General features: G+C 45.2%; 17 protein-coding genes. 15 read left to right on the forward strand and 2 right to left on the reverse strand.

Annotation, left to right across the window (positions count from 1 at the left end; genetic code table 11):
- The first annotated feature begins 3 nt into the window (after positions 1-3).
- The 10 genes from folD (at position 4) to spo0A (ending at position 11,307) form a co-directional block, all read left to right on the forward strand.
- Positions 4-855, forward strand: coding sequence for a bifunctional methylenetetrahydrofolate dehydrogenase/methenyltetrahydrofolate cyclohydrolase FolD (gene folD, locus AXI57_RS10335; protein ID WP_010789179.1), 852 nt, complete (start codon positions 4-6; stop codon positions 853-855).
- 154 nt (positions 856-1,009) lie between these two features.
- Positions 1,010-2,356, forward strand: coding sequence for an exodeoxyribonuclease VII large subunit (gene xseA / locus AXI57_RS10340; protein WP_003325475.1), 1,347 nt, complete (start codon positions 1,010-1,012; stop codon positions 2,354-2,356).
- Positions 2,353-2,607: an exodeoxyribonuclease VII small subunit gene (locus AXI57_RS10345; protein ID WP_061670017.1), complete on the forward strand. Its 255-nt coding sequence runs from the start codon at positions 2,353-2,355 to the stop codon at positions 2,605-2,607. Before xseA ends, AXI57_RS10345 begins: the two co-directional genes overlap by 4 nt.
- Entirely contained in the window at positions 2,555-3,487 is a 933-nt protein-coding gene (locus tag AXI57_RS10350) for a polyprenyl synthetase family protein (protein WP_253294984.1), read from the forward strand. Before AXI57_RS10345 ends, AXI57_RS10350 begins: the two co-directional genes overlap by 53 nt.
- Before the next feature lie 207 nt (positions 3,488-3,694).
- Positions 3,695-5,596 carry a 1-deoxy-D-xylulose-5-phosphate synthase gene (dxs, locus tag AXI57_RS10355; RefSeq protein WP_061670018.1) on the forward strand — a complete coding sequence of 634 codons (1,902 nt, stop codon included), beginning with the start codon at positions 3,695-3,697 and terminating at the stop codon, positions 5,594-5,596.
- The gene (locus AXI57_RS10360; protein ID WP_061670019.1) at positions 5,593-6,438 is read left to right on the forward strand and encodes a TlyA family RNA methyltransferase; all 846 of its coding nucleotides are present in this window, start codon (positions 5,593-5,595) and stop codon (positions 6,436-6,438) included. The genes dxs and AXI57_RS10360 overlap by 4 nt, the downstream gene beginning before the upstream one ends.
- 98 nt (positions 6,439-6,536) lie before the next feature.
- A complete protein-coding gene (gene argR, locus AXI57_RS10365) occupies positions 6,537-6,986 on the forward strand; it encodes an arginine repressor ArgR (protein WP_003325480.1) in 450 nt (149 codons plus the stop codon).
- Positions 6,987-7,020: 34 nt separating this feature from the next.
- The gene (gene recN, locus AXI57_RS10370) at positions 7,021-8,751 is read left to right on the forward strand and encodes a DNA repair protein RecN (protein WP_010789175.1); all 1,731 of its coding nucleotides are present in this window, start codon (positions 7,021-7,023) and stop codon (positions 8,749-8,751) included.
- Positions 8,752-8,946: 195 nt separating this feature from the next.
- Positions 8,947-10,227 (forward strand): SpoIVB peptidase, encoded by a 1,281-nt coding sequence (gene spoIVB / locus AXI57_RS10375; RefSeq protein WP_003325483.1) that lies wholly within the window; start codon positions 8,947-8,949, stop codon positions 10,225-10,227.
- A gap of 282 nt (positions 10,228-10,509) precedes the next feature.
- Positions 10,510-11,307, forward strand: a complete 798-nt coding sequence (gene spo0A / locus AXI57_RS10380) for a sporulation transcription factor Spo0A (protein ID WP_010789174.1) — start codon at positions 10,510-10,512, stop codon at positions 11,305-11,307.
- Between the two features lie 171 nt (positions 11,308-11,478).
- Here spo0A and AXI57_RS10385 read toward each other — a convergent pair whose 3' ends face one another.
- Together AXI57_RS10385 and AXI57_RS10390 are read right to left on the reverse strand one after the other, a co-directional pair.
- On the reverse strand, positions 11,479-12,336 hold the full coding sequence (locus AXI57_RS10385) for a manganese catalase family protein (protein WP_003325485.1): 858 nt from the start codon (positions 12,334-12,336) through the stop codon (positions 11,479-11,481).
- 165 nt (positions 12,337-12,501) lie between these two features.
- The gene (locus AXI57_RS10390) at positions 12,502-13,620 is read right to left on the reverse strand and encodes an NADH-dependent flavin oxidoreductase (RefSeq protein ID WP_106046734.1); all 1,119 of its coding nucleotides are present in this window, start codon (positions 13,618-13,620) and stop codon (positions 12,502-12,504) included.
- A gap of 455 nt (positions 13,621-14,075) precedes the next feature.
- Here AXI57_RS10390 and AXI57_RS10395 point away from each other — a divergent pair, with 455 nt between their 5' ends.
- The 5 genes from AXI57_RS10395 to AXI57_RS10415 all read left to right on the forward strand — a co-directional run bounded on the left by AXI57_RS10395 (position 14,076) and on the right by AXI57_RS10415 (position 18,185).
- Complete coding sequence (locus tag AXI57_RS10395; protein ID WP_061670021.1) at positions 14,076-14,378, forward strand: hypothetical protein; 303 nt, start codon at positions 14,076-14,078, stop codon at positions 14,376-14,378.
- A 22-nt stretch (positions 14,379-14,400) separates the two neighbouring features.
- On the forward strand, positions 14,401-15,024 hold the full coding sequence (locus AXI57_RS10400; protein ID WP_003325488.1) for an N-acetylmuramoyl-L-alanine amidase family protein: 624 nt from the start codon (positions 14,401-14,403) through the stop codon (positions 15,022-15,024).
- 111 nt (positions 15,025-15,135) lie between these two features.
- Entirely contained in the window at positions 15,136-15,879 is a 744-nt protein-coding gene (locus tag AXI57_RS10405; RefSeq protein WP_061670022.1) for a glycerophosphodiester phosphodiesterase, read from the forward strand.
- Positions 15,880-16,123: 244 nt separating this feature from the next.
- Entirely contained in the window at positions 16,124-17,305 is a 1,182-nt protein-coding gene (locus AXI57_RS10410) for an acetyl-CoA C-acetyltransferase (protein ID WP_003325490.1), read from the forward strand.
- A 28-nt stretch (positions 17,306-17,333) separates the two neighbouring features.
- Positions 17,334-18,185 (forward strand): 3-hydroxybutyryl-CoA dehydrogenase, encoded by an 852-nt coding sequence (locus AXI57_RS10415; protein WP_061670023.1) that lies wholly within the window; start codon positions 17,334-17,336, stop codon positions 18,183-18,185.
- Positions 18,186-18,213: the final 28 nt, after the last annotated feature.

An 18,213-nucleotide genomic window follows, 5' to 3' on the forward strand; every position in this document is an offset into this window, starting at 1 on the left:
AAAATGACTGCAACAATCATCGACGGAAAAGAAACGGCAAAAGAAAAACGCGAACAACTGGCAAAAGAGGTAGAAGAGCTTAAACAGCAAGGCGTCACACCGGGCCTGGCGGTTATTCTGATCGGAGATGATCCTGCTTCTCATTCTTACGTGCGGGGAAAGAAAAAAGCCGCTGAAACAATGGGAATGAACTTTAAGCTTGATCAATTTGACAGCAGTCTTACAGAAGCTGAACTGCTTTCTATTATTGACCGGTACAATCAAGATCCTGAATTCCACGGAATCCTTGTTCAGCTCCCGCTGCCAGATCATATTTCAGAAAAAGCGGTCATTGAGCGTATTTCTCCGGATAAGGATGTTGACGGCTTTCATCCGCTAAATGTAGGGAAGATGCTGCTTGGCGAGGATACATTTCTCCCTTGTACGCCCCATGGGATTGTTGAACTTTTGAAGAAAACCAATATAGATCTTTCCGGTAAAGAGGTTGTTGTAGTCGGCCGAAGCAATATTGTCGGCAAACCTGTCGGACAGCTTTTGCTGAATGAAAATGCGACCGTCACATATTGCCATTCAAGAACAAAAAATATGTCCGAGCATACAAAGAAAGCGGACATCTTGGTGGTAGCAGTCGGTAAAGCCAATTTCATCACGGCGGACCAGATTAAAGAAGGCGCCATTGTGATTGATGTCGGTGTCAACCGATTGGAAAGCGGCAAGCTTTGCGGAGATGTGGCGTTTGACGAGGCAAAGGAAAAAGCGTCCTTTATTACGCCTGTTCCCGGCGGAGTCGGTCCGATGACCATTACGATGCTTGCGCATAATACTGTAAAATCTGCGAAACGTACGTTATCATAGATAACTGGAGAGAGTCATTTGCCGGCGGGCTGTTTTTTGACAGCCTGCCGGGATGAACTTAGCACCTTACCCGCTTCTAAGGCTTGCTGCCCAAAAGCGGGTTTTCTTTAGTTGTGGTGAGTAAGATGTTACTGAAACGAGAGGAGTTCGAAACATGAGTGAAGCAGCGTATGTAACCGTCTCGGCGCTGACAAAGTATATAAAGCGAAAATTCGATGTCGATCCTCATCTTGAAGATATTTGGATTAAAGGGGAACTATCGAACGTTAAAATACATACAAGAGGCCATATTTATTTTACTTTAAAAGACGAAAACGCCCGGATGCAGTCCGTGATGTTTGCTCGGCAAAGCGCGCGCCTTCCCTTCAAGCCGGAAAGCGGAATGAAGGTATTGGTCAGAGGCGGCATTTCAGTTTACGAGCCGAGCGGAAATTATCAGCTATATGCAAAAGAAATGCAGCCGGACGGGGTTGGGGCGCTGTATTTGGCTTATGAAGAACTAAAGAAAAAGCTTGCCAATGAAGGCTTATTTGATGAACGGCACAAAAAAACAATCCCCGCTTTTCCAGCCACGATCGGGGTTGTGACATCTCCGACGGGTGCAGCCGTCAGAGACGTTATAACAACTCTTAAAAGAAGATATCCCCTTGTGAAAATCATTGTCCTTCCAGCGCTCGTTCAGGGCGAAAACGCGAGCCGATCAATAGTAAAGCGCATTGAAGAGGCGAATGAAAAACAGATGTGCGACGTGTTAATTGTCGGCAGAGGCGGCGGTTCGATCGAGGAACTGTGGGCCTTTAATGAAGAAATCGTAGCCCGCTCGATTTTTTCTTCAAGAATACCGATTATTTCGGCGGTCGGGCATGAAACCGATTTTACTATCAGCGATTTTGTGGCGGATATAAGAGCTGCCACACCGACCGGAGCGGCTGAAATCGCCGTACCGCATACAACGGACTTAATCGAACGCATCAAAACAGCGGAAGTCAGAATCACTCGAGCGATGCAGCAGCATATCAGCCAGAAAAAAGAACGCATTCAAACGCTTCAATCTTCATATGCGTTCCGATTCCCGAAACGTCTGTATGCTCAAAAAGAACAGCAGTTTGACCTTGCATACCAGCAATTTCAGACACAGCTGACCTCTCTTTTTGAGCGGAAAAACAGACAGCTGGAACGTGAAACTTACCGGCTGGCGGCTCTGCATCCTCATGAACAGCTTAAACAAGCCAGAAAAAGACATGAGGACCGGACCAATCAACTGACAAGAAGCATGAATATCCAAATAAAGCAGCTTCATTCGCAGTTTCAAACGGTTCTTGGTAAACTGAATGCATTAAGCCCGCTTCAGGTAATGGAAAGAGGATACAGCCTTGCTTATAAAGAAGATGAGCTCATAAAAAGCATCAGCCAGGTTGAAGAAAATGATCAGCTTGAAGTGAAACTGAAGGACGGCGTGTTGACATGTGAAGTACTGGAAAGGAGAGGCGAAGCAAAATGACAGAAAAGAAAAAAGATGAAAATATCACATTTGAAGAGGCAATGAAAGGGCTGGAGGGCATTGTCGCAAAGCTTGAAGAAGGAGATGTGCCCTTAGAGCAGGCGATCACTTATTTTCAAGAAGGCATGGCTCTTTCAAAAACGTGCCATGAAAAGCTGCAAAAAGTAGAAAAACAAATGGATTTTATTTTAAAAGAAGATGGAGAATTGGCACCTTTCAGCGTTCAGGAGGAAGACGAAGGTGGCAAATAAATTTGAACAATTTTTAGCGGAACGCAAAAATGTCATCGAACAGCAACTTTCCGTGTACACTGAACGTCTAAATATGCCGGACTCGCTAAAAAAATCAATGCTTTATTCCCTCGAAGCAGGAGGAAAGCGGCTCCGTCCGGTGGTTGTATTAGCCGTATTGCATGCATACGGAAAAAGTGAAAAGGATGGCATTCCGGTCGGCTGCGCCGTCGAAATGATTCATACATATTCCTTAATCCATGATGATCTTCCATGTATGGATGACGATGATTTGCGCAGAGGAAAACCGACAAATCATAAAGTGTTCGGAGAAGCAACGGCTGTATTGGCGGGAGACGGGCTGCTTACAGAAAGCTTTAAGCTGATTACCTCACACGTATCAGAAGACGTCTCTGCCGATAAACGGCTCCGTCTTGTGAATGAATTGATTTCCGCAGCCGGCACTGAAGGAATGGTTGGCGGACAAATCGCCGATATGGAAGCTGAAAGCAAGTCAGTTTCACTTGAAGAACTGGAATCCATTCATGAACGAAAAACGGCTAAACTGCTTGCATTTTCTGTCATGGCAGGTGCGATTTTGGCCGATGCGCCGGAGAATGAAATTGAAACCCTGCGCGCCTTCAGCAGCCATATCGGCATCGGCTTTCAAATACGGGATGACATCTTGGATCTGGAAGGCAATGAAGAAAAAATCGGAAAACGCGTCGGTTCAGATACGACGAACGACAAATCGACCTATCCGTCATTGCTTTCATTAGATGGCGCCAAAAACAAGCTTGCCGATCACATGAAAGCGGCTAAGGATCTTATTAGCGGACTCTCTCTGCAAAAAGAGCTTTTGTATGATCTCTGTGATTTAATTGCCGCAAGAGACCATTAAAACCATCCGTATTTGAAGGGATTATGGCTGATATGGTAAAATGTAAGCAGTTTCGATCACATCCAGAATTGGCCTGCGGGCGAAGTTAAAAAAAGAAGAGCAGCTTTTTTGTCTTTTTTTATGCCGCTAAAAGTTTGCGTTCAGGCATTTAAGGCAAAAGACATGATATATTTGCAGAAATTCATGCTGAAAGTGAGTTGATCCGTTTTGGATCTTTTATCAATACAGGACCCATCATTTTTAAAAAACATGACCAATGTTGAATTAGAGAAATTAAGTGATGACATCCGCCGCTTTTTAATTACGTCATTATCGGCTTCAGGCGGACACATCGGGCCGAATTTAGGAGTTGTCGAACTTACAATCGCTTTGCACAAGGAATTCGACAGCCCGAAAGATAAATTTTTATGGGATGTCGGACACCAGTCTTATGTCCATAAACTGTTAACCGGGCGGGGAAAAGAATTTGAAACGCTGCGCCAGTACAAAGGGCTTTGCGGCTTCCCGAAACGAAGTGAAAGCGAGCATGACGTTTGGGAAACCGGACACAGCTCAACTTCTTTATCCGGCGCAATGGGAATGGCAGCCGCACGTGATATTAAGGGATCAGATGAATACATCATCCCGATTATCGGAGACGGGGCGCTGACCGGGGGGATGGCTCTTGAAGCGTTGAACCATATCGGACATGAGAAAAAAGATATGATTGTGATATTAAACGATAACGAAATGAGCATCGCTCCGAATGTCGGCGCCATTCATTCCATGCTTGGACGCCTTCGTACAGCAGGCAAATACCAATGGGTTAAGGATGAGCTTGAATATATGTTTAAGCGGATTCCTGCAGTTGGCGGTAAGCTTGCCGCTACAGCGGAACGGATTAAAGACAGTCTGAAGTATATGCTCGTCTCCGGCATGTTTTTTGAGGAGCTGGGATTTACGTACTTAGGACCGGTTGACGGACATTCCTATACTGAGCTATTTGAGAACCTTCAATACGCCAAGAAAACAAAAGGGCCCGTTCTTTTGCATGTGATCACCAAAAAAGGAAAAGGATACAAGCCTGCTGAAACGGACACTGTCGGTACGTGGCATGGCACAGGCCCTTATAAAATCAATACAGGGGACTTTCTCAAACCGAAAGCGGCTGCACCTTCTTGGAGCGGGCTTGTCAGCGGCACGGTTCAGGAGCTTGCTCGAAACGATGAAAGAATCGTTGCCATTACGCCGGCCATGCCGGTCGGTTCGAAGCTGGAAGGCTTTGCGAAAGAATTCCCTGAACGTATGTTTGACGTAGGGATCGCCGAACAGCACGCCGCAACTATGGCAGCTGCTATGGCTTTACAAGGAATGAAACCGTTCCTTGCCATTTATTCGACATTCCTGCAGCGTGCGTATGACCAGGTCGTTCATGACATTTGCCGCCAGAACGCAAATGTCTTTATCGGAATAGACCGAGCCGGATTAGTCGGGGCAGACGGAGAAACGCACCAAGGTGTATTTGATATCGCCTTTATGCGCCACATCCCGAATATAGTCTTGATGATGCCGAAAGATGAAAACGAAGGACGGCATATGGTTCAGACAGCGATCAGCTACGATGACGGTCCGATTGCCATGCGGTTCCCGCGCGGAAACGGGCTTGGCGTGAAGATGGATGAAAAACTTCAGACCATTCCGATCGGCTCATGGGAAGTGTTGCGTCCGGGAACTGACGCGGTCATCCTGACGTTTGGAACAACCATTGAAATGGCTCTTGAAGCAGCGGAAGAACTGCAAAAAGAAGGCCGTTCGGTACGTGTTGTCAACGCTCGTTTTATTAAGCCGATTGATAAAAAAATGATGAAGGATATTATCGGGGAAGGCCTTCCGATTTTAACCATTGAAGAAGCGGTCTTAGAAGGCGGATTCGGCAGCTCTATTTTGGAATTCGCTCAGGAACAGGGGATGTACCATACCCCGATCGACCGTATGGGTATACCGGATCAATTTATTGAACACGGCAGCGTCACAGCGCTTCTTGAAGAAATCGGCCTGACAAAACAGCAGGCGGCAAACCGTCTCAGATTATTGACACCGAGAAAGACGCATAAAGGAATTGGATCATGACAGCAAAGAAAGAACGATTAGATGTGTTATTAGTTGAAAGAGGGTTAATGGAAACGCGTGAAAAAGCAAAACGGGCCATTATGGCCGGCATCGTGTATTCCAATGAAAATCGACTGGACAAACCCGGTGAAAAAATTGAACGCGACCTTCCGTTAACCGTAAAAGGCAATCCGCTGAAATATGTGAGCAGAGGCGGCTTAAAACTCGAAAAAGCGTTGCAGGAATTTCCTGTTTCCGTTGAAGGCAAGATAATGATTGATGTCGGCTCCTCAACCGGAGGCTTTACAGACTGCGCTCTTCAAAACGGAGCCAAACAATCGTATGCGGTTGATGTAGGCTACAATCAGCTTGCATGGAAACTTCGGCAGGATGAACGGGTCGTTGTTATGGAACGCACCAATTTCCGATACGCAACCGCCGCTGACTTTACAAAAGGACTGCCGGAATTCGCCACAATTGATGTTTCTTTTATCTCATTGCGGCTGATTCTCCCTGTGTTAAAAACCTTGCTTGTATCAGGAAGCGATTGTATCGCGCTTGTTAAGCCGCAGTTTGAAGCGGGACGGGAATCTGTAGGAAAAAAAGGCATCGTCCGAGACCCAAAGGTGCATATGGAAGTGCTTCAGCGCATGGTCCGGTTTGCAGCGGCTGAGGGCTATGTGTGCAAAGGCCTGTCATTTTCACCAATTACCGGAGGAGACGGGAACATTGAATTCCTTCTTCACCTGTATTGGGACGGAGATGGACAAGACGGGATTGAGCTGTCAGAGGAAGCGATCGGCCTGACTGTGAGTGAGGCACATAAAACGTTAAAAGAAAAAAAAGCAGAAGTTCCGGAATAATAGTGCGCTATTATTCCTTTTTTCTGCATTCGTGTACTTTTTTTAAGGAATCATATAACATAGAATGAACAGAAAAGCTGTAAAACTGAGGTGCTTACATGAATAAAGGCCAGAGGCATATTAAGATCAGAGAGATCATTACCAGCAATGAAATTGAAACACAGGATGAACTAGTCGACATCCTTAAGCAAGACGGGTACAAGGTAACGCAGGCGACCGTTTCCCGCGATATAAAAGAACTTCATCTTGTAAAGGTGCCGACGAATAACGGTTCCTATAAATACAGTCTTCCGGCTGACCAGCGTTTCAATCCGCTTTCCAAGCTGAAACGGTCGCTGATGGACGCCTTCGTTAAAATTGATTCTGCGAGCCATATGATTGTGCTCAAAACAATGCCGGGCAATGCGCAGGCAATCGGCGCGCTGATGGACAACTTGGATTGGGATGAAATCATGGGCACCATTTGCGGAGACGACACCATATTAATCATTTGCCGGACGCCTGATGATACCGACGGCGTAAAAAGCCGCCTGTTGGAGCTTCTGTAGCGTAAATTTATAATGATAAGAGGTGTAATGCTGTTTGTTAGCTGAACTATCAATAAAAAACTTTGCCATTATAGAAGAATTGACGGTTTCTTTTGAACGGGGGCTGACTGTATTAACGGGAGAAACCGGTGCCGGTAAATCCATTATTATTGATGCCATTTCTCTTCTTGTCGGAGGCCGTGGATCGTCTGAATTTGTCAGGTACGGCGAAACGAAAGCTGAACTTGAAGGGCTGTTTCTTTTAGAAAGCGGACATCCTGTTTTTGAGGTGTGCCATGAACAGGGGATTGATGTATCAGATGATATGATTGTGTTGAGGCGTGATATAAATTCCAGCGGAAAAAGCGTGTGCCGCGTCAATGGTAAGCTTGTTACAATTGCAGCGCTAAGGGAAATCGGCAGGCTCTTATTAGATATCCACGGGCAGCACGATAATCAGCTGCTGATGGAAGACGATAAGCATCTTCAGCTGTTGGACAAGTTTGCCGGAGAAGAGGCTGACAGCGCGCTCCATGCTTATCGGGAAGGTTATCAGCGTTACATGAAGGTACTGAAAAAACTTAGGCAGCTGTCTGAAAGCGAGCAGGAAATGGCCCATCGGCTGGATTTAATTCAATTCCAGCTGGATGAAATTGAATCAGCGGGTCTGGAACTGAATGAAGACGATATTCTGCAAGAGGAACGCCTGCAAATTTCAAACTTCGAAAAGATTTATGAGGCGCTGCAAAATGCTTATAACGCGCTTCGAAATGAGCAGGGCGGATTGGACTGGGTCGGCATGGCGTCAAGCCAGCTTGACGATATATCTGACATCAATGAACCGCTGCAAAAACTTTCAGAAAGTGTTTCTAACTCCTATTATCTGCTTGAAGATTCTACATTTCAAATGAGAAACATGCTGGATGAGCTTGAGTACGATCCGGAGCGTTTGAATTTTATTGAAACCCGCTTAAATGAGATCAAGCAGTTGAAACGTAAATACGGCGCTACTGTAGAAGACATTTTGGAATACGCTTCAAAAATTGAAGAAGAGATTGACCAAATCCAAAACAGAGACAGCCACCTTCAAACGCTTAAGCAGGAGCTGGATTCTGTCGGTAAAGATGTGGCGGTAGAAGCGGCAAACGTCTCAAAAATCAGAAAAGCGTGGGCGAAAAAGCTGGCTGTTCAAATTCAGCAGGAGCTGAAAAGCCTTTATATGGAGAAGTCGACATTTGATACAGAATTTCTTATCAGGACGGCATCGCGCAATGAAGAAGCTCCGATTGTAAACGGACAGCCGGTCCAACTGACTGATCAAGGAATAGATATGGTGAAGTTTCTGATCTCGACCAATACGGGCGAACCGCTAAAACCGCTTTCTAAAGTTGCATCTGGCGGAGAGTTGTCGAGGGTGATGCTTGCGTTGAAAAGCATCTTTTCCTCACAGCAGGATGTAACGTCAATCATCTTTGACGAAGTCGATACAGGAGTGAGCGGAAGAGTCGCTCAGGCGATCGCTGAAAAGATTCATAAGGTATCAATGGGATCACAAGTGCTTTGCATCACCCATCTGCCTCAGGTCGCCGCTATGGCGGATACCCATCTTTTAATTGCCAAAGAATCAAAAGACGGAAGAACAACGACTCATGTCACTCCGCTGTCAAAGCAGGAAAAGGTGGCGGAAATCGGCAGGATGATTGCCGGAGTCGAGGTGACCGATCTGACGAAACGGCATGCGAAAGAACTTTTAAAACAAGCCAATCAGGTGAAAACGACAGGATAAGCTGCTCTTTTACGGGCAGCTTATTTTTTTATGGCATTTTTAGCGCAGGACATCCATTCCTTTATCAGTTTATCCAATGTTTTTCTTTATATGCCAGTTATAAATCAAGGCTGAGAAGGCAAAAGTAATGATGTAGCAGCAATTCAATAAAGAAAGAATGGTGTGGGATAGGAGCGAGGAGAGTGAAGTAAATAAATGCCCGATAACATTAGAAAAGCAGTAGGTGTAATTCTCCTTGTTTCTTTATTAAGTGTAGGTTTTTTTAAACCATTTAAAGAATATTTACTGATTCCAACGCAAATGAGAGTATTCGAAACGCAAACACAAGCCGTTGAAACAAACTTATCAGTAAGCGGTCAAGAGGAAGAATTATCAGAAGCATTCACATTGCAAAAGGATCAGCACGAAACAAAAATAACAGGCCAAAAAGCAGGGAAATCAGAATTAGTATATGATCTTGCCGGATTTCCAATCAAAAAAACAAAAGTGCAAGTCCTTCCTGATTTAAAAGTCATTCCCGGCGGACAATCCATCGGTGTGAAACTGCATTCTGTCGGTGTGCTCGTTGTCGGGTTCCATCAAGTGAATACAGAGGAAGGCAAAAAATCTCCGGGGGAATCAGCCGGAATTACAGCAGGCGACATCATTATTGAAATGAATGGACAAAAAATTGAAAAGATGAGCGATATTGCTCCTTTTATCCAGAAAGCGGGCAAAACGGGAGAATCGTTAGATCTTCTGATTAAGCGGGACAAACAAAAAATCAAAACAAAACTTGTGCCTGAAAAAGACGAAGCGGAAGGGATGTATCGGATCGGTCTATATATCCGCGATTCTGCCGCCGGAATCGGCACAATGACTTTCTATGAGCCTAAATCAAAAAAATACGGTGCGCTTGGCCACGTGATTTCTGATATGGATACGAAAAAACCGATCGTTGTGGAAGATGGCGAAATCGTTCGGTCAACCGTCACTTCGATTGAAAAAGGGACAGGCGGAAATCCCGGAGAAAAACTTGCAAGATTTTCTTCTGATCGAAACATTATCGGCGATATTAACAGAAACAGCCCGTTCGGCATCTTTGGGACATTAAACCAGACGATTGAGAACAACATTTCAGACAAAGCGCTTCCTGTTGCTTTATCAAATGAAGTGAAAGAAGGACCGGCCGAAATATTAACCGTCATTGAAAACGACAAAGTGGAGAAATTCAATATTGAAATTGTCAGCACCACACCGCAAAAATTTCCAGCCACAAAAGGAATGGTCTTAAAAATAACAGATCCGAAATTATTGAAAAAGACCGGCGGAATTGTACAGGGGATGAGCGGAAGTCCCATTATCCAAAACGGAAAAGTTGTCGGAGCTGTCACCCACGTGTTTGTAAATGATCCGACAAGCGGCTACGGCGTCCACATTGAATGGATGCTTTCAGAAGCGGGAATTGATATTTACGGAAAAGAAAAAGCAAGCTGACTGCCGGAAATCCGGCAGTTTTTTTTGCTGTAATATCACTTCACTTCTCATGGGCATTACGGTAAAATGAAAATGAAGATTTTTCGACAAATTCACGTTTCCTTGTTTGTCAAATTTAATTTTTAGTCGAAAAACGGAGAATAACATAGAAAAACAAAGATATACCACTATTATTGGTGAATATGATTTTTTTAAAGGGGATATAGTGGTTTTGTCGAATTTATCATGTAGCAGTCATTTAATAGGAATTGTCCTGTTAACTACATTGGGGGAGGAAGAAACGTGGAGAAAATTAAAGTTTGTGTTGCTGATGATAATCGAGAGCTCGTAAGCCTGTTGAGTGAATATATAGAGGGTCAGGAAGATATGGAAGTCATCGGCGTGGCTTATAATGGCCAGGAATGTCTGTCTTTGTTTAAAGAAAAAGATCCTGATGTTCTTGTCTTAGATATTATAATGCCGCATTTAGACGGACTTGCGGTATTGGAACGGCTCAGGGAGTCAGATCTTTCAAAGCAGCCGAATGTGATCATGCTGACAGCGTTCGGACAGGAAGATGTTACGAAAAAAGCCGTCGATTTAGGCGCGTCTTATTTTATCCTAAAGCCGTTTGATATGGAAAACCTTGTCGGGCATATCCGCCAAGTCAGCGGAAATTCGAGCAGTGTGACACATCGCGCGCCTTCATCACATGGCAGCATCATTAGAAATCATGAGCCGAAACGGAAAAATCTCGACGCCAGTATAACAAGCATCATTCACGAAATCGGCGTCCCGGCACATATCAAAGGGTATCTCTACCTGCGCGAAGCCATCTCAATGGTCTACAACGATATCGAATTGCTCGGCAGCATCACGAAAGTACTCTATCCCGATATCGCCAAAAAATTCAACACCACTGCAAGCCGTGTAGAAAGAGCGATCCGCCATGCGATTGAAGTGGCATGGAGCAGAGGGAATATCGATTCGATTTCTTCCTTGTTTGGGTACACAGTGAGCATGACGAAGGCAAAACCTACAAATTCAGAGTTCATTGCGATGGTGGCTGATAAGCTGAGACTTGAGCATAAAGCAAGCTAAACCGCGTAACACCTTGTTCTGCTGAAAATTCCAATGCCATTGCAGTCCAAACCAAATAACCTGTTTCCTAAAGACCAATGATCCAGTTCGTTGGTCTTTATTTCGTCTGTAAATAAACAATAAAAATACCCCGGGTACATCCCGGAGCCTGTGAGCGATGCTGTTTTCAATTTAAAAATTCAAATCTCTTGTCCCCGGGCTGTGCTCATTAGGCATTTCAGGCAGCGTCGGAACAGGGAATCCTTTCGGAGGATCTGTTACAGCAAGGGTTTCATTATTTCGGCTAGGCGTTTGGCCTTGGAAAATTTCTTGTATTCTTGTTGGATCGAGTCTAAAGTTAAATTGGGCATTGTGATATCCCATCTCTACATATTTTCTGCATTCCGGATATTTATTAATATCATAATTCGGGACTGGAAAAAGTTTACCCCATTCTACACCGAGCGTTTCAAGCGCCTTGGCAAAAGCGTTTTGGTGCGCGTTGTCCCTTACAATCAGAAACGCCAGCGTTTCACGGAAGGTTTTGTTTGAACTCATCTCATAAATACGGGTTTTCTGAAGGACGCCCGTTGATTCAAGCACCAGGTTATCAAGAAGATCACCAATCAGGTTGCCGTGGCTGTAAACCCAAGAACCGTTCCAAGGATTTCCGGCGGCATCAACCGGAAGGGAAGCTTGAGCGCCAATAATATAATGATGCGGATTTGCATGTCTGACGGCATCGTCAAGAGGCGCCTGATCGGCTCCTGCATTTCCCGGACGGGAGGATTCGCCTGAATCATTTAATAGTTGGTTGATTGTGTTTTGAACAAGCTCTACATGGGCAATTTCTTCTAAAAATACACCGCGAAGCAAATCGCGGTATTGGGTATCTTTTCCTCTGAAATTTGAACTTTGGAAGAAATACTGCATCATTGTCCGCATCTCGCCAAAGTGCCCGCCTAATATTTCCTGTAATACTTTTGCGGCTTCGGGATCAGGCTGATCAGGTGTAATCACATTGATTAATTCCTCTTTATAGTAGTACATCAAAAAACCTCATTTCTCACATAAGTTTTATTCAGCTATTATTGTTCAGCTTAATGGTGTTTTTATTCACGTATTTGTCTTTAGCAGATAAATAGATGCAACTAAACAGAGGAATTACATTAAAAAAGACTGCCGAATGAATTTCGACAGTCTAAAATACAAGCTTTAATCTTCGAACGGCACCCAGCCAGGTGTGTTTATAATCATTTGCCACAAAGGTTCAGGCAGATGATATTTCGGTTTATCTCCCAATTTAATAATGGTTTCGATTTCTTCTTCACGGCCTTCTTTCACTTTCGCAGGCCATTGGGGATCAACTAAAATTTCTCGCCCCATAGCAGCTAACGGGATGCCGCTTTGGATAACTTGCAATGCTTCGTCAGCAGTATGAATTGAGCCTACTGCAATTAGCGGTACTTTGTTTCCGACACGCTCGTTCAGCAAGTCCATACGGGTGCGTGTTTCATCTGCTCCGCGGCGGGCTTTAGAATTGACGTCCATAAGCGATATGTGCAGGTAGTCCAGTTCTTTTTCTGCAAGAGCGTCAACAAGTGTAAAGGTTTCGGCCATTGTAAGCCCTGGCGTTTCCGGTTCTTCCGGAGACAGACGGTAGCCGAGTGCAAAGGGCTCTTTAGCATGGGAGGCAATGGCTTTTTTTACTTCATCTACTATAGCGAGAGGAAATGCTAAACGTTTCTCAGCGCTTCCTCCCCAGCGGTCTGTGCGCTGGTTTGTTTTTGGAGAATAGAACTGCTGAATTAAGTAACCGTTCGCTCCATGGATTTCCACGCCGTCAAAGCCTGCTTCAATCGCGCGTCTTGTTGCCTCTCCAAACGCTTTTACGATATTTTCGACCTCATGATCCTCAAGGGCGCGGACGATTTGTTTGCCATTATCAAATATATCACTTGCTCCGACAACTTCTTGATTCGGCACAAGTTCAGGAGGGCATTCAATGCCTCCGTGGTGAATTTGGACAATCGCTTTTGATCCTTGCGCTTGGATGGCTTGAGCTAACTTTTTCAAGCCGGATATTTGTGAATCTTGGTTGATTGCCGGCTGGCCCGGAAATGCTTTTCCGTCAGCCGTTACGTTGGCGCAAGCTGTGATAACCATGCCCATTTCTTTTGAACGGGGAATAATATAGTCAAGTTCTTGGTCAGAGATGGTTCCATCCTCGTTTGAAGAATAATGGGTCATCGGGGCAACCGCGATACGATTATCTATTGTTACACCGCTTGGAAATGTGAATGGCTCAAACAGAGGTTCATACTTTTTCTTCAATATCATCATCTTCTTTCTGTCAGTTAACTCGAGAGTATTCTAGCCCACATCTTAAATTTAATGCAAATATTCTGCTTAAGCCTTTCAGAATCAATTGAAAAATGGCTGATGGTTAGATGAAAATTAGCTGACTCCTCACCGCCGTTCATCACGCTTCCAATCTGATCCAAAATACGTAAGAGAAGCTCAGGCTGCGGGCCTCTTTTTTAGTTAGGCGCAAATTTTTGAAAAATGATGAAAAAGTCGTTCATTTCCGTTAATTTTTGCAAATGACATTCAAATATAGAGACATATTCATGGACGATTCAGCTTGCTTTCTTTCTAACAATAGGAAATCAGCAGGTAGGATAGCCCTTTATAAATTTATGGAAATGAAGCCGGGCTAACCGGCGTCCTTTACAAATCTATTATTCTGGTAAAAGATAGAGCCGAACAAGAAATTAAGAGGTGATCACGTGAGACAAACAGTTCTTCTTTTGTTCGGTGTCCTGATGCTGGCTGGGTGCGGAGCGGCGGCAAGCGCAAATCAGGCTGATTCTTCCCCGAAATTTACACAGGAAGGGAAGTATATTGGGGCGGCAGACCGCCATACCATAGCGGTGAATATTGACGGCGAAGAAAAAATGATTGAGGTGCCCAAGAATAAGCGGGCTGAATGTGAATCACTCCCCGATTATACGAAAGTACAGGTGAAATATACAAAAGACGATAACGGAACGTTGAAGCTTGAAGATATTAAAGAGAACCAGAACTCATAGAGAGACGTGGAGGGAGAGTAACGTGAAAGTTTTATATAAAAGCTTAGCGATATTCGGGCTGGCGGCTCTGGTGCTGGCCCCGGAAGCCAAAGCGGCCGAACCGCTTGAAGGAAAAACTATTTATATTGATGCGGGACACGGCGGCTCTGACAGCGGAGCCGTCGGCAATGGATTATTCGAAAAAAATATTAACCTGGCTGTCTCTAATGATGTAATGGACAAGCTCAAAAATGAGGGTGCAACGGCTGTTGCTTCAAGAACAGACGATACCTTTTTAAGCTTGGAGGAGAGAGTCGCAAAAGCAAGCATGAACGGATCTGACCTGTTTGTCAGCATTCATGCAAATTCAGGCGTTTCTGCGGCTTCAGGGACTGAAACGTATTTTAATTCTGATTACGAAGCGGAAAATAGTGAACGCTTAGCGGCTGACATTCAGAATGAGCTGGTGCCGGCATTAGATACGGCAGACAGAGGCGTCAAGGAAGCGGAATTTTATGTTATTACATATTCACAGATGCCAAGTGTATTAGCTGAGCTTGGTTTTATCACAAACAGCTCTGATGCGGAAAAGCTGAATAGCGGCCAATATCAAGAGAAGGCTGCTGACGCGATTGTCGGAGGAATTGAAACGTATTACGCGAAGTAGCGTTCAGCCGCCATTATTAAGAAAGTGTAAAAAAAGCATTGGTTTCTAGATCATCCGGGCCAAAACATTTATAATAAAGAAAAATGCTGAGAATGGCTTTGAGGTGAAACAATGACGAAGATTTTTGCCCATCGGGGAGCCTCCGGGCATTTCCCTGAAAATACGATGCTCGCGTTTGAAAAAGCGATTGAAGCTGGCGCTGACGGCATTGAGCTGGATGTGCAGCTGACAAAAGACGGCCGAATTGTCGTCATTCATGATGAGAAGCTCAACAGAACGACGACTGCTGCAGGTTTTGTGAAGGATACGGCGTATGATGTGATCCGATCAGCCACTGCCTCCGCCAATCAGAAAGAGGAGTACGGGGATGTCAAGGTGCCGCTGCTTTCTGACGTCCTGTCATGGGCGGAAAAAGCTGATTTTCTTATTAACATAGAATTGAAAAACAGTGTATTCCGATATGAAGGGATGGAAGAAAAAGTATTAGAGCAGATTAAGCGCTTCGGCATTGAGGAACGGATTATTTTGTCCTCGTTTAATCATGAGAGCCTTGCGTTGTGCAGCAGGCTTGCGCCCGAAATAGAACGGGCGGTTTTAACATTAGATGTGCTTTACAAGCCTGAGCAATATGTGAACGCCATTCCGGCATCCGGTTATCACCCGAAACTCCACACTCCGGCAGTAACCGATGAGATCATAGAAAATCTAAAAGCCGGACATATTGCCTTCAGGCCTTTTACGGTCAATCATGCAGATGACATGAAATGGATGATTGAGGCTGGAGCAGAAGGGATTTTTACAGATTTTCCCGAAAAAGCCGTTTCTATTGCCCATAATGAAGATACTTTATGCTAAAATGAAATCAGGCTGCCGTGTTTTCTCGGCAGTCTGCAATTTACATAACAATGATAACGCTTACATGTGTGGACAAGTCTTTATATTGGCTAACAATTCATAACGGATTTGCCGATGCATAACATTCAAATAGGATGATGTATGGGTAAAAGTAATTGGTAAGATACACTTCATTTGTAAGCGTTATCTTGTTTCTGCCATACGCAACGATGTGGAGATTAAAGAAGTAAGGAGAGGTGAAATCATGACGAAAACAGTCATCGTGAGTGCCGCAAGAACACCTTTCGGCAAATTTGGCGGAGCTTTAAAGGAGCTGAAGGCTGCTGAACTCGGGGGGATTGCCATTAAGGAAGCTTTGAACCGGGCGGGAATCAATGGGAGCCAAGCAGACGAAGTCATTATGGGCATGGTCGTTCAAGCAGGCGCAGGCCAAATCCCGTCTCGCCAGGCTGCCCGTTTGGCGGAGGTGCCGTGGGAGGTGCCGACTGAAACGATTAATAAAGTATGCGCATCAGGTCTTCGGGCGGTCACCTTGGGGGATCAAATCATCAGGGCTCAAGATGGGGATATCCTTGTAGCTGGAGGAATGGAAAGCATGAGTAATATTCCTTATGCCGTTCCGGCGGGACGCTGGGGCGCCCGTATGGGGGATGCTGCAATGCAGGATCTGATGGTTTATGACGGATTAACCTGTGCTTTTGATCAGGTTCACATGGCTGTTCATGGGAATACTGCGGCTGAAGAATATGGAATTACCCGTAAGGAGCAGGATGAGTGGGCTCTGCGCAGCCAGAAAAGGGCTGCTCATGCGATTGATGAAGGGAAGTTTAAAGAGGAAATTGTGCCGGTTGCTTGGGTTGACCGAAAAGGGAAGACGAAAACAGCGGATACCGATGAAGGTCTGCGCCGGGAGACCAGTTTAGAGCAGCTTGCAAAACTGCCGCCGATTTATTCGAAGGAGGGATCGGTCACTGCCGGCAATGCACCGGGAGTAAATGACGGAGCGGGGGCTTTTGTGCTCATGTCAGAAGAAAAAGCTGCCGAGCTCGGAAAGAAACCGCTGGCGACGATACTCGGATTCGCAGCAGTCGGCCAGGAAGCATCATGTCTTGCTGCGGCCCCGGGGCTTGCCATCAATAAACTGCTGAAAAAAACCGGTTTTTCGGTTCAGGATATCGACTTGTTTGAAGTTAATGAAGCATTTGCTTCTGTTGCGTTGACATGCGAAAAAATCGTCGGATGGGACCGTGAAAAGGTAAACGTGAATGGCGGGGCCATTGCTCTTGGACACCCGATTGGAGCAAGCGGCGCAAGAATACTTATGACTTTGATATACGAATTGAAGCGAAGGGGAGGCGGTTTAGGCATCGCTGCCATCTGCAGCGGGGCCGCCCAAGGTGACGCCATATTAATCCGGGTCCATTGAAACCTATCTTGCGCAAAGGGAGATAAATATGGAAATAAAAAAAATCATGGTAGTAGGTGCGGGACAAATGGGAGCGGGAATCGCTCAAACAGCCGCTGAGGCAGGCTTCAATGTGATGATGAACGATCTGAAGCCGGACTTTGTTGAAAAGGGATTTGGCATCATAAAGAAACAGTTGGCAAGAGATGCGGAAAAAGGCCGGAAAACAGAGGAAGAAACAGAAGCCATCATAAACAGAATTTCCTGTACCGCCAATCTGGAAAACGCGAATGATGCTGATTTTGTGATTGAAGCGATCATAGAGAGCATGGAAGAGAAAACAGCACTATTCAAAAAACTGGATCATATCTGTCCGTCGCATGCCATTTTAGCCAGCAATACGTCTTCCTTACCCATTACGGAGATTGCGGCAGTCACAAAGCGGCCGGAAAGCATCATCGGCATGCACTTTATGAATCCTGTGCCGGTTATGAAGCTGGTAGAAGTGATTCGCGGCTTGGCCACCTCTGATGAGACATTTTCAACAGTTAAAAATCTATCTGAAAAGATGGGAAAAACGCCTGTTGAGGTAAATGACTTTCCCGGGTTTGTGTCTAACCGGGTGCTTCTCCCTATGATCAATGAAGCGGTCTATTGCATCTATGAAGGAGTAGCAGCCCCGGAGGCAATAGATGAAGTAATGAAACTTGGAATGAACCACCCTATGGGTCCGCTTCAACTGGCAGATTTTATCGGGCTGGATACGTGTCTTTACATTATGGAAGTCTTGCATTCAGGGCTCGGTGATCCCAAGTATCGCCCATGTCCGCTGCTGCGCAAATATGTAAAAGCAGGATGGCTTGGCAAAAAAAGCGGACGCGGGTTTTATGCCTATGAGTAATAAGCTTCCTAAGTAAATCCATCCGGGG

The sequence above is a fragment of the Bacillus atrophaeus genome, from assembly GCF_001584335.1.
Lineage (GTDB): Bacteria > Bacillota > Bacilli > Bacillales > Bacillaceae > Bacillus > Bacillus atrophaeus.

Excerpts from the sequence above, each read along its gene's own strand:
- folD (WP_010789179.1), top strand. The coding sequence starts at position 4 with ATGACTGCAACAATCATCGACGGAAAAGAAACGGCAAAAGAAAAACGC.
- xseA (WP_003325475.1), top strand. The coding sequence starts at position 1,010 with ATGAGTGAAGCAGCGTATGTAACCGTCTCGGCGCTGACAAAGTATATA.
- AXI57_RS10345 (WP_061670017.1), top strand. The coding sequence starts at position 2,353 with ATGACAGAAAAGAAAAAAGATGAAAATATCACATTTGAAGAGGCAATG.
- AXI57_RS10350 (WP_253294984.1), top strand. The coding sequence starts at position 2,555 with ATGGAGAATTGGCACCTTTCAGCGTTCAGGAGGAAGACGAAGGTGGCA.
- AXI57_RS10360 (WP_061670019.1), top strand. The coding sequence starts at position 5,593 with ATGACAGCAAAGAAAGAACGATTAGATGTGTTATTAGTTGAAAGAGGG.
- argR (WP_003325480.1), top strand. The coding sequence starts at position 6,537 with ATGAATAAAGGCCAGAGGCATATTAAGATCAGAGAGATCATTACCAGC.
- spoIVB (WP_003325483.1), top strand. The coding sequence starts at position 8,947 with ATGCCCGATAACATTAGAAAAGCAGTAGGTGTAATTCTCCTTGTTTCT.
- AXI57_RS10385 (WP_003325485.1), bottom strand. The coding sequence starts at position 12,336 with ATGTACTACTATAAAGAGGAATTAATCAATGTGATTACACCTGATCAG.
- AXI57_RS10405 (WP_061670022.1), top strand. The coding sequence starts at position 15,136 with ATGACGAAGATTTTTGCCCATCGGGGAGCCTCCGGGCATTTCCCTGAA.
- AXI57_RS10410 (WP_003325490.1), top strand. The coding sequence starts at position 16,124 with ATGACGAAAACAGTCATCGTGAGTGCCGCAAGAACACCTTTCGGCAAA.
- AXI57_RS10415 (WP_061670023.1), top strand. The coding sequence starts at position 17,334 with ATGGAAATAAAAAAAATCATGGTAGTAGGTGCGGGACAAATGGGAGCG.